10 protein-coding genes are annotated in these 13,087 nt (G+C 70.9%); 7 read left to right on the forward strand and 3 right to left on the reverse strand.

Annotation, left to right across the window (positions count from 1 at the left end):
• Positions 1-10: 10 nt before the first annotated feature.
• Positions 11-2,404, forward strand: a complete 2,394-nt coding sequence (ppk1, locus tag I5071_RS15795; RefSeq protein ID WP_236606285.1) for a polyphosphate kinase 1 — start codon at positions 11-13, stop codon at positions 2,402-2,404.
• Between the two features lie 9 nt (positions 2,405-2,413).
• On the opposite strand, the gene I5071_RS15800 is transcribed toward ppk1, so the two are convergent.
• Together I5071_RS15800 and I5071_RS15805 are read right to left on the reverse strand one after the other, a co-directional pair.
• The gene (locus I5071_RS15800) at positions 2,414-3,022 is read right to left on the reverse strand and encodes a hypothetical protein (protein ID WP_236606286.1); all 609 of its coding nucleotides are present in this window, start codon (positions 3,020-3,022) and stop codon (positions 2,414-2,416) included.
• A 4-nt stretch (positions 3,023-3,026) separates the two neighbouring features.
• Complete coding sequence (locus I5071_RS15805; RefSeq protein WP_236606287.1) at positions 3,027-4,049, reverse strand: discoidin domain-containing protein; 1,023 nt, start codon at positions 4,047-4,049, stop codon at positions 3,027-3,029.
• 67 nt (positions 4,050-4,116) lie between these two features.
• Here I5071_RS15805 and I5071_RS15810 point away from each other — a divergent pair, with 67 nt between their 5' ends.
• The 5 genes from I5071_RS15810 to I5071_RS15830 all read left to right on the forward strand — a co-directional run bounded on the left by I5071_RS15810 (position 4,117) and on the right by I5071_RS15830 (position 10,871).
• Complete coding sequence (locus tag I5071_RS15810) at positions 4,117-4,896, forward strand: class I SAM-dependent methyltransferase (RefSeq protein WP_329611166.1); 780 nt, start codon at positions 4,117-4,119, stop codon at positions 4,894-4,896.
• A 251-nt stretch (positions 4,897-5,147) separates the two neighbouring features.
• Positions 5,148-7,565: an endopeptidase La gene (gene lon / locus I5071_RS15815; RefSeq protein ID WP_236606288.1), complete on the forward strand. Its 2,418-nt coding sequence runs from the start codon at positions 5,148-5,150 to the stop codon at positions 7,563-7,565.
• A 105-nt stretch (positions 7,566-7,670) separates the two neighbouring features.
• Positions 7,671-8,279, forward strand: a complete 609-nt coding sequence (locus tag I5071_RS15820) for a hypothetical protein (protein ID WP_236606289.1) — start codon at positions 7,671-7,673, stop codon at positions 8,277-8,279.
• A 240-nt stretch (positions 8,280-8,519) separates the two neighbouring features.
• Positions 8,520-9,722: a threonine--tRNA ligase gene (thrS, locus tag I5071_RS15825; protein ID WP_236606290.1), complete on the forward strand. Its 1,203-nt coding sequence runs from the start codon at positions 8,520-8,522 to the stop codon at positions 9,720-9,722.
• A gap of 156 nt (positions 9,723-9,878) precedes the next feature.
• Entirely contained in the window at positions 9,879-10,871 is a 993-nt protein-coding gene (locus I5071_RS15830; protein WP_236606291.1) for a diguanylate cyclase, read from the forward strand.
• 7 nt (positions 10,872-10,878) lie between these two features.
• On the opposite strand, the gene I5071_RS15835 is transcribed toward I5071_RS15830, so the two are convergent.
• Positions 10,879-11,994 (reverse strand): LamG-like jellyroll fold domain-containing protein, encoded by a 1,116-nt coding sequence (locus I5071_RS15835; protein WP_236606292.1) that lies wholly within the window; start codon positions 11,992-11,994, stop codon positions 10,879-10,881.
• An 84-nt stretch (positions 11,995-12,078) separates the two neighbouring features.
• Here I5071_RS15835 and I5071_RS15840 point away from each other — a divergent pair, with 84 nt between their 5' ends.
• The gene (locus I5071_RS15840; RefSeq protein ID WP_236606293.1) at positions 12,079-13,086 is read left to right on the forward strand and encodes an NAD(P)H-dependent glycerol-3-phosphate dehydrogenase; all 1,008 of its coding nucleotides are present in this window, start codon (positions 12,079-12,081) and stop codon (positions 13,084-13,086) included.
• The last annotated feature ends 1 nt before the right edge of the window (position 13,087 follow it).

Genomic DNA, 13,087 nt, shown 5'->3' on the forward strand with positions numbered 1-13,087 from the left:
GATCGTCGAGATGGACAAGGCTGCGCTCGCCGATCGCGCCGACGGAACGCTCGCGGAGGCCTCTGCGGCGGGCGCGAGCGCGATCCGGATCGAGCCCGCGACGCGGCCCTCGTCGAGCCCGCCGCCGCCGTCGGAAGGCAGCGGCACGCCCGACCTCGTCCGCGGCACGCCCGACCTCTTCATCAACCGCGAGCTCAGCTGGCTCGAGTTCAACCAGCGCGTCCTCGACGAAGCGCGCGACCGCTCGGTGCCGCTCCTCGAGCGCCTGAAGTTCGTCTCGATCTGCGCGAGCAACCTCGACGAGTTCTTCATGGTGCGCGTCGCGGGCCTCGTCGGTCAGCGTCGCGATCGCGTGCACGTCGTCGCGAGCGACGGCATGTCGCCCACCGAGCAGCTCGCTGCGATCGCGAAGCGCGTCGGCCGCATGCGCAACGAGATGAGCGAGCTCCTGCTCGAGGATCTGCTCCCCGAGCTCGCGGGCCGCGGCGTGCGCCTCATCGCGGCGCGCGACGTGGGCGTCGACGGTCGTGCCCAGCTCCGCCAGTACTTCCGCGATCAGGTCCTGCCGGTCCTCACGCCGCTCGCGATCGATCCCGGCCATCCGTTCCCGCACCTGCGCAACAAGAGCCTGAACCTCATCGCGATGCTCTCCGGCTCGCACCGCCAGGCGGTCGCGCCCGCGTTCGCGATGGTGCAGGTGCCGGGCGTGCTGCCGCGCCTCGTCCGCGTGACGACCGCCGACGAGGGAACGAAGGCCGCGTACGTGCTGCTCGACGATCTCATCGCGCTGCACATCGGCGATCTCTTCCCCGGCTTCCGCTGCCTCGGCGCGTGGCCCTTCCGCGTGGTGCGCAACTTCGATCTCTCGATCGACGAGGAAGAAGCCGAAGACCTGCTCGAGAGCGTGAAGCAGGAAGTCCGTCGTCGCGATCGCGGCAACGCGGTGAGCGTGCTGATCGACGGGCGCGCGCACCAGGCCGCGCAGGACATGCTGCGCGAGGCGCTGCGGGTCGACACCGAGTACGTCTTCACGGTCGACGGCCCGCTGAACCTGCCCGACCTCGTGCAGCTCGGCGAGACGCTCGATCAGGATCCGGAGCTGCGCGATCCCGCGTTCACGCCACAGTTGGTGCCGCCCTTCCGCCACGAAGAAGAGCCGATCTTCGCGGTGATCGCGAAGCGCGACGTGCTCCTGCACCACCCGTACGAGTCGTTCGATCCGGTCGTGCACTTCATCGAAGAGGCCGCGACCGATCCCGACGTGCTCGCGATCAAGCAGACGCTCTATCGCACCAGCGGTGACTCGCCGATCGTGAAGGCGCTCATGCGCGCCGCCGATCACGGCAAGCAGGTCACCGCGCTCGTCGAGATCAAGGCGCGCTTCGACGAAGAGAACAACATCCAGTGGGCGCGCAAGCTCGAGGAAGCGGGCGTGCACGTCGTGTACGGCCTGCTCGGCCTCAAGACGCACGCGAAGGCCGCGCTGGTGGTGCGCCGCGAGAACGGCGAGCTGAAGCGCTACGTCCACCTCGGCACCGGCAACTACAACCCGAGCACGGCGCGCCTCTACACGGATCTCTCGTTCTTCACCGCGCGCCCCGACATCGGCGAGGACGCGAGCTCGCTCTTCAACCTGCTCACCTCGTGCACCGCGCCCGCGACGTGGCGGAAGCTGATCGTCGCGCCGCTCGGATTGCACGAGCGCGTGCTCGGATTGATCGAGCGCGAGGCTGCCGCGGCGCGCGCGGGACGTCCGGCGCGGATCGTCGCGAAGATGAACTCGCTCGTCGATCCCGACGTGATCCTCGCGCTCTACCGGGCGTCGCAGGCGGGCGTGCGGATCGACCTGATGGTGCGCGGCATCTGCTGTCTGCGCCCCGGTCTGCCCGGCGTCAGCGACAACATCCGCGTCTCGTCGATCGTGGATCGCTTCCTCGAGCACGCGCGCATCTTCGTGTTCGAGGCCGACGGAGCGCAGGAGGTCTACTGCGCGAGCGCCGACTGGATGCAGCGCAACTTCCATCGCCGCGTCGAGGTGATGTTCCCCGTCGAAGATCCTGTGCTCAAGGCACGCATCGTCGAGGAGATCCTCGGCACCGAGATGCGCGACAACATGAAGCGCCGCACGCTGCGCGCCGACGGGCACTGGCATCACGCGCGACCCAGCGAGGGCGAGCACGAGGTGCGCGCCCAGCGCGTGTTCCTGAACCGCGCCCGCGACGCCGCGGCGCGCGCCGACGCGAAGGTGCGTCACGAGCGCCCGTTCATCGTGCGCCCGGTGCGCAACCGACCGACGAAGACGCCCGACGGCCTCGACGTCGAGCCGGCACCGTCGCGCGACTCGGTGCCCGAGGGGCTGCTCAGCGTTCCGCCGCCCGCCCCGGGCACGCACAACAACGGCTGAGCCGGGCGCTCAGCCCGACGGGTGCAGCGACGCGATCAGCGACTCGAACGCGCCCGACGCGTCCTGCACCGCGGCCTCGGGCCCGGTGAGCTTGAAGAACACCATTCCGTCGGGCCCCTCGGCGATCGCGCCGAGCAGTCGATAGCCGGGCTGCGCCGCCCCACCGCCGCCGCCCATGCCGCGCATGCCCGCGAACGCGCCCGCGACCTGCACGCGCGTCACGCGGATGCCGTTCACCTCGGCGCGCTCGATCACCGCGACCTCGCGGCTGGGGCGTCCGTCGGGCTGCTCGAACTGATCGACCCAGCGCGCGACGTTCTCGTCGACGCCGCCGCCCTGATCGCGACCGAAGTGGAACACCGTGAGCTCGGCGCCCTCGTGATCGCGCACGGCGTACTCCGCCGCGCGCATCGGCGAGCTCGGACGCCGCGAGATCAGCGGCTCCTCGGCGCGCCATGCGAGGCCGCCCGCGGCGTCCTCGAACTCCGGCTGCGCAGGCGCTTCGCTCGGGGTCTCCTGGTGCGCGGCGGGAGCCTCGTGCGGGACCGGCGTGCCGCCGCCCTGGGGCCCGCAGGTGCACCCGGTCAGCAGCACGATCATCGCGAGCATCGAGCGCATCGCGTCACTCCTCGACGGTCATCTCGGCGAGCCCGCCGCCGAGGTTGTGGTGGCTGCGCGACACGAAGCGAACGCGGTCGATCCCGTCCGCATCGAAGTCGTGCGAGACCGGCTGCGGATCGCGCTCGAAGGACGCGAACTCGCCGTCGATCTGCTCCACGACGCGCCCGCCCGAGTAGAGCTCGATGCGGTACTCGCGCGTCGCGCGATCGAAGTGCGGCGCGTTCTTCGCGTTCGTCAGCGTCACGCGCGCGACGTGCCGCGGCGGCGAGAGGCGCGTCTCGACCCACCCGCTCGCGCGATCGGGCAGGAGCCACTCGCTGTTCACGTCGCCGTCGATCGCGTTGCCCGCGCCGAACGTCGGGCTGTTCGCGAACGTCGCCGATGCGTCCGCCGTCACCTCGTGCGGCGTGCGCATCACGAAGACGAGCGCGGCGATCAGCGCGACCCCGAGCACCGCCGCGGTCGCGATGCGCGCGATGCGCGTCACGCCGAGCTCGCGCGGCGACATCGCCGCGTAGGCGAGCGCACGCTCCACGTCGAGGCGCGCGCGCGCGATCTGCTGATACAGGTCGGCGTGCGCCGCGTTCACGTCGGCATCGAGGCGTGGCAGCGTCGTGGTGCGCGCCTTCTCTTCCGCCTCCGCGATCGCGTTGAGCCGATCGGCGCTCACACCGCGCGCAGCGAGCACGGTGCGCCACGTCGCGGGCGGCGGGGGCTCGCTCTTCGGCGCATCGCTCTCGGCGCCCTCGACTTCGCCTTCCGGCTTCGCGGGCTCCTTCGCGGGCGCGCTCGTCGCTCCGTCGTAGCGAGGCGCGGCCTCGAGCGTCGCGGTCAGCGCCTCGACCACGAGCCGCAGCCCTTCGGCCGCGTGCCCGTTCGACCAGAGCGCCTCCGCGGCCTCGGCCTTCTGCCGCCCGAGCGCGAGCGCATCGGCGATCTCCTTGCGCTTCGTCTCCGGGATCCGGGCCGCGGTCGCGCTCGCATCGCGCAGCGTGAAGTACTCGGCGATCGAAGAAGAAGCCATCGTTCCGTCGCGCTCCTCGAGGGCGCCGACAGTAGCACGCGCCCCACGCGCGCATTAGAACCGCGCGATGCGCGCCGACGAGCACGAGCGGATGTATCGCGTCGAGACGCGGCACTTCTGGTTCACCGGTACGCGCCGCGTGATCGTCTCGGCGCTCGAGCGCGCCCTCGGCTCGCGCCTCGCCGGCGCGCGCGTGCTCGACCTCGGCTGCGGCACCGGGTTCACCCTCACGCGCCTGCCCGACGGTGTCCGCTCGGTGGGCCTCGACTACTCGCCCGCCGCGCTCGCCTTCGCCCGCGAGCGTGCGTCCTCGTCGGCGCTGGTGCGCGGATCTGCGTACGCCCTCCCCTTCGCCGACGGATCGTTCGACGCGGTGCTCGCGCTCGACGTCCTCGAGCACCTCGACGACGACCTCGCCGCCGCGCGCGAGCTGCGCCGCGTGCTCGCCCCGGGCGGCGTCGCGATCGTCACCGTGCCCGCGTTCCAGGCGCTCTGGAGCGCGCACGACGAGGCGCTCGATCACCGTCGCCGGTACCGCCTGTCGCGCATCGAGGCGGTGCTCCGCGACGCTGGTCTCACGATCGAGCACGGCAGCTACTACAATTTCTTCCTCTTCCCCGCGGTCGCGGCGGCGCGCCTCGCCGAGCGCGCACGCGTCGCGATGGGGCTCACGCGCACGTCCTCGACCGCGGGCAGGTCCTCGCCCGGAGCAAAGGGAACCGACCTCCGCATCCCGCCCGCGCCGATCAACGACGCGCTCGCCGCGCTCCTCGGCGCGGAACGCGCGATCGCTCCGCGCATGCGGCTGCCCTTCGGAGTGTCCTGTCTCGTGATCGCCCGCGCCTGACGCGCAGCTCGCGCTCGCACGACGGCGAGGTCGGGGTCGACGGCGTCGACGGCACGCCCCACGCTACTCCACCCCGCGCGCGCCACCTCTTCGCGGCGGTCAGTCCGCGAACCCGCCAACACTGCGGTGCGCTGTGCGCGACGCAATGCGTCAGGCGAACGCAGGTGTCCCAGCCTTGCGTCGCGAAAAGCGCCTGACTATGTTCCCACGAGCAATTTTCGTCCCGGAACGCCGGAGAAACGAAGAGAGATATGGCAGACGACGACGAGAAGACGGGCGAGCTCACCGATCAGGATCTGAGCTTCGGCGACGAGCTCCCGGTCCTCCCGATCCGCAACGCCGTCCTGTTCCCTGGCGCGGTCGCCCCCTTCGACGTCGGTCGCGAGAAGTCGGTCGCGCTCGTCGAGGACATCGACAACCTCGCGCAGCCGGTCATCGCGATCTTCGCGCAGCGTGATCCGTCGACCGACGACCCTTCGCAGGCAGACCTCTATCCCGTCGGTGTCGCAGCGCGCGTGCTCAAGGCGCTGAAGCACTCGAGCGGCAACTACTCGTTGATCCTCCAGGGCCTCGTCCGCATCCGCATGGAGGGCGTGCAGCAGCTCGACCCGTACATGCGCGCGCGCATCTCGCGCCTCGATCAGCCGAAGGCCGAGGACGTGGAGACCGAGGCGCTCGCGATGTCGCTCCGTGACATCGCGAAGCAGGTCATCCAGCTGATGCCCGAGCTCCCGCGCGAGGCGACCTCGCTGATCGACTCGATCAACGAGCCCGGTCAGCTCGCGGATCTCGTCGCGGCGAACCTCGACGCGCCGGTCGACGAGAAGGCCCAGCTCCTCGAGACGATCGACGTGAAGGAGCGCATCCGCAAGGTGCTCCGCCTCCTCACGCGCCAGCTCGAGATCCTCAAGATGCGCGAGCGGATCAACTCGCAGATCAAGGAGGAGATGGGCAAGAACCAGCGCGAGTACGTGCTCCGCCAGCAGCTCAAGGCGATCAAGGAAGAGCTCGGCGAGGAGGACGGCGACCAGGGCGACCTGGACGTGCTGGACGAGCGCATCACGAAGGCGAACCTCCCGCAGGAAGCGGAGCAGGTCGCGCGCAAGCAGCTGAAGCGCCTGCGTTCGATGCAGGTGGGCTCGGCCGAGTACACGGTCGTGCGCACGTACATCGACTGGATCCTCGACATCCCGTGGTCGAAGGAGACCACGGACAACATGGACATCGGCGAGGTGCGCCGCGTCCTCGAGGAGGACCACTCGGGCCTCGACAAGGTGAAGAAGCGCATCGTCGAGTACCTCGCGGTCCGCAAGCTCAAGAAGGACAAGAAGGGCCCGATCCTCTGTCTGATCGGACCGCCCGGTGTCGGTAAGACGTCGCTCGGTCGCTCGATCGCGCGCTCGCTCGGCCGCAAGTTCGTGCGCATCTCGCTCGGCGGCGTGCACGACGAGGCGGCCATCCGTGGTCACCGCCGCACGTACGTCGGCGCGCTGCCCGGTCAGGTCATCCAGGGCATGAAGAAGGCGGGCACGATCAACCCGGTCTTCATGCTCGACGAGATCGACAAGATCGGCCACGACTTCCGCGGCGATCCGGCGGCTGCGCTGCTCGAGGTGCTCGACCCCGAGCAGAACGACACGTTCGCCGATCACTACCTCGAGGTCCCGTACGACCTCTCGAAGGTGATGTTCGTCGCCACCGCGAACGTCGGCGACACCATCCCGCCTCCGCTCCGCGACCGCATGGAGATCATCGAGATCCCCGGCTACACGCGGAAGGAGAAGCTCGACATCGCGCGTGATCACCTGCTGCCCAAGCAGCTCGAGGAGCACGGCCTCAAGGCGACGCAGGTCGAGATCACGGTCAAGGCGCTGGAGAACGTCATCGACCACCACACCCGCGAGGCGGGCGTGCGCAACCTCGAGCGTCAGATCGCGACGGTGATCCGCGGCATCGCGGTGAAGGTCGCGGAGGGCAACCAGGGTCCGTTCCGCGTCGATTCGGAGGAGGACCTTCGTCCTTACCTCGGTCCCCCGCGCTTCATCTCCGACGTCGCCGAGCGCACGGCGGAGACGGGCGTCGCGACCGGTCTCGCGTGGACGAGCGTCGGCGGTGAGATCCTCTTCATCGAAGCGACGCGCATGCACGGCAGCGGCAAGCTGCAGCTCACGGGTCAGCTCGGCGACGTGATGAAGGAGTCGGCGCAGGCAGCGATGAGCTACGTGCGCACTCGCGCGAAGGCGCTCGGCATCGCCGAGGACTTCCTCGAGAAGCACGACATCCACATCCACATCCCCGCGGGCGCGATGCCCAAGGACGGCCCGAGCGCGGGCGTGACGATGATGACCTCGCTCGTCTCGCTGCTCACCGGGATCAACGTGCGCCACGACGTCGCCATGACCGGCGAGATCACGCTGCGTGGTCGCGTCCTTCCGGTCGGCGGCATCAAGGAGAAGGTCCTCGCGGCGCACCGCGCGGGCATCAAGCGCGTGATCCTCCCCGAGCGCAACGTCGCGGATCTCGAGGAGGTCCCGAACGAGATCAAGAACGAGCTCGAGTTCGTGTCCGTCAGCAAGATGGACGACGTGCTCGAGGCGGCGCTCGAGGAGCCCAGCCGGCTCAAGCTGAAGGTCGAGACGCCCGCGACGACGGGCGCCGCGCCCGCGTGATCGACGCAGGGCGCTGACCAAGCGACGAGCGCGAGTGCACACCGAGACGGGCGCGAGGCGAGAGCTTCGCGCCCGTGCTCGTTCCGTCTACGTTCTGCGCTCGCGATGTGGGCGCACTTCATCTACCGCGTGCACGCGACGAGCCTCGCGGAGGTCGAGCGCGCGATCGCGCGCAACGCGGAGCTCATCGCGCGACCGAAGAGCGGGCACTCGTACGGCTACGTGCTCGAGCACGTCTGTCGTTTCGACGGTGCGCGGAAGAGCGTCGTGCTCGATCGCGATCCGCATCGGCCTGCGTACTGGCACTCGCTGGCGAGCGAGGAGGACGTGCTGCGCCTGGTGCACGAGCGTCGAGGGAACGGGCTCTTCGGGCGAGGGACGGCGACGGACACGACGCCCCCTGCGGCGCTGATGGCGGAGCTGCGCGTGCGCCATCGCGCGGTGTGGACGCGCGAGGAGGAACGCGCGCTGCTGCGCGAAGCGGAGGAGCGCGCGCGGGTGTGGGCGCTCGACGAGGAGCCGCTCCGCAGCTCTCCGTGGGCTTCGATCTGGGGCCTGATGCGAGCGCGCTGGAAGTGGACGAAGCGCCACACCAGCGCGACGTCGTTCCCGTTCATCCGCGCAGGGATCGACGTGTACAAGGCCGACGGGTTCGAGCTCGGCACGCCCGGCGCGGGCACCGCGTTCTATGCGTTCGCGCTCTTCCACTACTGACGGCGCGTTTGCGCGATCACGCGCGCTCGGCATACTGAGCCTCGTCATGTCGCTCGCGTTCGCGCGCACCACCACGACCACCACTACCCGCGAGGCGGGTCGGTGATCGTGCGCGCGTAGACGAGACGAACGACGCGACAACCACGATCGAACCGACGACCCGCCCGACGCGACGGGTCGACGGCGTGGTGCATCGATCCGGCGTGCTCGGGCTCCTGACCGAACCGAAGGAGAACGACGATGCTCGACGACGACGATCACCGCGCGATCGCGCGGAGGCTGGGGCTGCTGCACTTCCAGGAGGAGGCCCCCGGCATGGTGTTCTGGCACCCGCGCGGCCTCGCGATGTACCGCGCGCTGGAGGACGCGCAGCGCGCGCAGGTGCGGCGCGAGGGCTACGAGGAAGTGCGCTCGCCGCAGGTGATGCGGCGTCCGATCTGGGAGGCGAGCGGGCACTGGAAGCACTTCGCCGAAGGGATGATGCGCATCGACGACGACGAGCTCGAGGCCGCGCTCAAGCCGGTGAGCTGCCCCGGGCACGCGCAGATCGTGAAGCGCATGGCGCCCTCGTATCGCGATCTGCCGATCCGTCTCGCCGAGCTCGGCGTGGTGCATCGCGACGAGGCGAGCGGCGCGCTGCACGGGCTCATGCGGCTGCGACAGTTCTCGCAGGACGACGGACACGTGTTCTGCGAGGAAGCGCAGGCCGAGGACGAGGTGGTGCGCTTCCTCGAGGGGCTGCGGCCGTTCTACGCGCAGTTCGGCTTCCACGAGCTCGACGTCGCGCTCTCGCTGCGGCCCGAGGATCGCGCCGGCGACGACGCGGTGTGGGATCGCGCCGAGGCGGTGCTCGCGCGCGCGCTCGATCGACGCGGAGAGAAGTACCGCGTGCAAGAAGGCGCAGGCGCGTTCTACGGCCCGAAGATCGAGGTCGCGCTGCGGGATCGCGCGGGGCGTCTCTGGCAGTGCGGGACGATCCAGATGGATCTCGTGATGCCGGTGCGCTTCGACCTGCGCTACGTGGACGCGCGCGGCGAGAAGCAGCCGGTGGTGATGCTGCATCGCGCGCTCTACGGCAGCCTCGAGCGCTTCCTCGGCATCCTGCTCGAGCAGCACGGTGCGTCGCTGCCGGCGTGGCTCGCGCCCGAGCAGATCGTCGTGGTGCCGGTGTCGGGCGCGCAGCACGAGATCGCGCGGGCGCTGGTGCGGAAGCTCGAGCGCGACGGTGCGCGGGTGTCGATCGACGCGCGCGAGGAGTCGCTCGCGCGGCGCATCGCCGAGGCGCACGAGCGCGGCGTGCCCCACGTCGCGATCGTCGGGGCGCGCGAGGTCGAGCGCGGCGAGGTCGCGCTGCGATCGCGAGACGGCCAGCGCGTGCTCGCCGAGGACGACGCGCGCGCACTCCTGCGCGAGGCGCTCGCGCGACCGGAGCGTGCGTCGTGATCGAGGGCACTACTCGGGAGGCCGTCGCGCCGCGCCCATGGCGCGACGGCCTCCGACGCACGCGCGAAACAGCCCGTTCACGCAGACGTCCACGAACACGACGCAGCGCGCGCGACGTGCACAACGGAGCGCGCGCTGGTCTACACTCCGACCCCGATGCTCGGCGGGGGTCAGGACGCGCTGCACGTGCTGCTCGAGCTGACACGTCGGCTCGCGGAGCCGATCGAGCTCGAGGCGCAGCTCCAGGCGACGACCGACGCCGCGCTCGCGATCCTGCCGGGCGATCACGCGAGCCTGCGTCTCTTCGACGAGGGCAAGAGCGAGCTGCTCTCGAGCGCGCGCTCGGGCACCGGCGTGACCCAGCCGCCCGCGACGTTCCGTCGCGGACAGGGCGTCGTCGGTGCGGTCGCGGAGAGCGGGCGATCGACGCTGGTGCCCGATGCGCTGGAAGATCCGCGCTTCGTCGCGCATCCGACGCAGGGCTTCGAGGTGCGCGCGGTGATCGCCGTGCCGCTGGTCGCGGGCGGCGAGGTGATCGGCGTGCTCTCGGTGTCGTCGGCGCGCGCCGCGACGTTCGGGCCCGAGGATCGCGATCTCGCGCAGCTGATCGCGAACTGTGCGGTGCCGGCGATCGAGAAGTCGCGCCTCGGGCGCCTCGCGATCACCGACTGGCTCACGCGCGCGTACAACCATCGGTATCTCGCGCCGCGTCTCGAAGAAGAGGTCGAGCGCGCGCGCCGCCATGCAGAGCCGCTCTCGCTCGCGCTGCTCGATCTCGATCACTTCAAGCGCGTGAACGACGCGCACGGACACGACGCGGGCGATGCGGTGCTGCGCGCGTTCGTCGATCGCGTGCGCGCCGAGGTGCGACGGCACGACGTGGTGGTGCGGCGCGGTGGCGAGGAGTTCGTGCTGATCATGCCGGAGACCGGCGCGGCCGATGCGTTCCTGGTCGCGGAGCGCGTGCGCACGCGCGTCGCGAGCGGGCCGATCGCGCTCGGTGAGGGGCGCGAGGCGGCGATCACGGTGTCGATCGGGATCGCGACGTGGCGCGGCGAGCGCGCGCAGGCGCTCGAGCAGCGCGCCGATGCCGCGCTCTATCGCGCCAAGGGCGAAGGGCGCGACCGCGTGATCGTCGATCTCGAGTGAGCTCCGATCACAGCGCGCCGTCGAGGATCCAGGTGGGATCGCGGGCGTCGGCGGTGGTGATCTGACCGAGGATCGCGTCGTTGCCGCGCAGCGAGCGATCGAGCGCGATCTGGCCCGCCGGCGCTTCCTCGAGCGGCCAGTACGCAGCGAGCGTGGCGGTGCCGGTCGGCAGGCGCGTGAACGCCGACGCCTGGAGCGCGGCCGCGCTGCGCACCGTGCTCCAGATGCGGATCTCGTCGAGGTCGCCATCGAAGCGGCCGATCAGGAGCGGCTCGATGTTGAACGAATCGCCGATGTCGTCGGGGAAGTCGGCCATCGCGACGACGGTGAAGTTCACGTAGAGGAGCGTGCGCAGCACGGTGCCGGTGCGCTGGATCGTGAGCGCGACGTGCGTCCACTCGCCGAACGCGTCGAAGGGCGCGCGCACCTCGCGGCGCTCGCTGCGCACGGTGGTCCAGCCCGCGACGAGCTCGATGCGGCCGTCGGCACCGGTCACGAGCTCGAAGACGAGGTGGCGCTGGCCGTCGTCCTGGCCCTTGCGCGCGATGATCCCGGTGCCGCGGGCGCGCATCCAGAGCTCGGTCGTGGTGTCCCCGCCGACGCGAAGACCGGGGCGATCGGGGACGAGGAGGTACTGATCGGGCGTGAACCGGAGCGCGGGCGAGCGACGGCCTGCGTCGATCGGGCCGGCATCGCGGGGGCCGGCATCGCGCGGCGGGCCGGCATCGCGCGGCGGGCCGGCGTCGCGCGGCGGGCCGGCGTCGCGCGGCGGACCGGCATCGCGCGGCGGGCCCGCATCACGAGGACCTGCGTCGCGCGGCGGACCTGCGTCGATCGTGCCCGCGTCGAAGCGGCCTCCGTCGGACGGGCCGGCATCGTCGGGCACCGAGCCGTCGTCGGGCGGTGCCGCGTCGAAGGGGAACGTCGCGTCGACGTCGATCGGGAACCCCGCGTCCATCGCGGCATCCGAGCCGTCGCCCCCGTCGGATGGGGCGCTTCCGTCGAAGCCGATGCGCGCATCGACGGCGTCGATCGGTCCGTCTCCGCGCTCGCGCGCCTCGTAGCACCCGGTCAGCGCGATCGTGATCGCCAGCGCGATCACGCAATTCGCGCGCGAAGTCATGCTCCCCCAGCTCGACATACGAAGGGCGGCAGCATAGCGCGCGCTCGCTCGCACGTCGCTTGCGGGGCGCGGTACAGTCCGCGCATGACGCACACCATCGCGGTGTTGGGGGCGGGCGCGTGGGGCACGGCGCTCGCGAAGGCGCTCTCGGACAAGGGCCACTCGGTCCACCTCTGGTCGTGGCAGAAGCCGCATGCCGATGCGATCCAGCGCGATCGCGCGAACCAGGAGTTCCTGCCGGGCTTCGAGCTCGCGCCGACGCTGCGCGCGACGAGTGATCTCGCGGACGCGCTGAGCGGCGCGGACATGGTGCTCACGGCCGTGCCGACGCACGTGCTGCGCGAGGTGCTCGGCAAAGCCGCGCCCCACCTTCCGAAGGGCGCGCCGATCCTCAGCGTGAGCAAGGGGATCGAGATCAGCACGCTCAAGGTGGTCAGCGGGATCTTCGAGGACTGCGTCCCGAAGGAGGCGCTCGATCGCGTCGCGTACCTCGGCGGGCCGAGCTTCGCGAAGGAAGTCGCGGCGGGGATGCCGACCGCGGTCGTCGTCGCGTGCACGAGCCACGAGGTCGCGTGCCAGTGGCAGGAGGCGCTCGCGACCGATCGGCTGCGCGTCTACACGACCGACGACGTGATCGGCATCGAGCTCGGGGGCGCGCTCAAGAACGTGATCGCGATCGCGGCCGGCGTGAGCGACGGGCTCGGGTTCGGGCACAACTCGCGCGCGGCGCTGATCACGCGTGGGCTCGCCGAGATGACGCGCCTCGCCACCAAGATGGGCGCGCACCCGCTCACCCTCGCGGGGCTCGGCGGGATGGGCGATCTCGTGCTGACGTGCACCGGGGATCTCTCGCGCAATCGCACGGTGGGCCTCGAGCTCGGCAAGGGACGCAAGCTCGACGACATCCTCGCCGGTATGACGCAGGTCGCCGAGGGCGTGAGGACCACGAAGGCGGCGTACGCGCTCGCGCAGCGCGAGGGCTGCGAGATGCCGATCACCGACGCGATGTACCGGATCCTCTACGAGGGGCAGTCGCCGCTCGAGGCGACCGTCGAGCTGATGACGCGTCGGAAGCGCGCCGAGCGCGACTGAG

The organism is Sandaracinus amylolyticus (assembly GCF_021631985.1).
Classification (GTDB): domain Bacteria; phylum Myxococcota_A; class Polyangia; order Polyangiales; family Sandaracinaceae; genus Sandaracinus; species Sandaracinus amylolyticus_A.

Bases quoted from the DNA above. Each gene is read 5' to 3' on its own strand.
- I5071_RS15820 (WP_236606289.1), top strand. From the start codon at position 7,671: ATGTGGGCGCACTTCATCTACCGCGTGCACGCGACGAGCCTCGCGGAG.
- thrS (WP_236606290.1), top strand. From the start codon at position 8,520: ATGCTCGACGACGACGATCACCGCGCGATCGCGCGGAGGCTGGGGCTG.
- I5071_RS15830 (WP_236606291.1), top strand. From the start codon at position 9,879: ATGCTCGGCGGGGGTCAGGACGCGCTGCACGTGCTGCTCGAGCTGACA.
- lon (WP_236606288.1), top strand. From the start codon at position 5,148: ATGGCAGACGACGACGAGAAGACGGGCGAGCTCACCGATCAGGATCTG.
- I5071_RS15805 (WP_236606287.1), bottom strand. From the start codon at position 4,049: ATGGCTTCTTCTTCGATCGCCGAGTACTTCACGCTGCGCGATGCGAGC.
- I5071_RS15810 (WP_329611166.1), top strand. From the start codon at position 4,117: ATGCGCGCCGACGAGCACGAGCGGATGTATCGCGTCGAGACGCGGCAC.
- I5071_RS15840 (WP_236606293.1), top strand. From the start codon at position 12,079: ATGACGCACACCATCGCGGTGTTGGGGGCGGGCGCGTGGGGCACGGCG.
- ppk1 (WP_236606285.1), top strand. From the start codon at position 11: ATGGACAAGGCTGCGCTCGCCGATCGCGCCGACGGAACGCTCGCGGAG.
- I5071_RS15800 (WP_236606286.1), bottom strand. From the start codon at position 3,022: ATGCGCTCGATGCTCGCGATGATCGTGCTGCTGACCGGGTGCACCTGC.
- I5071_RS15835 (WP_236606292.1), bottom strand. From the start codon at position 11,994: ATGACTTCGCGCGCGAATTGCGTGATCGCGCTGGCGATCACGATCGCG.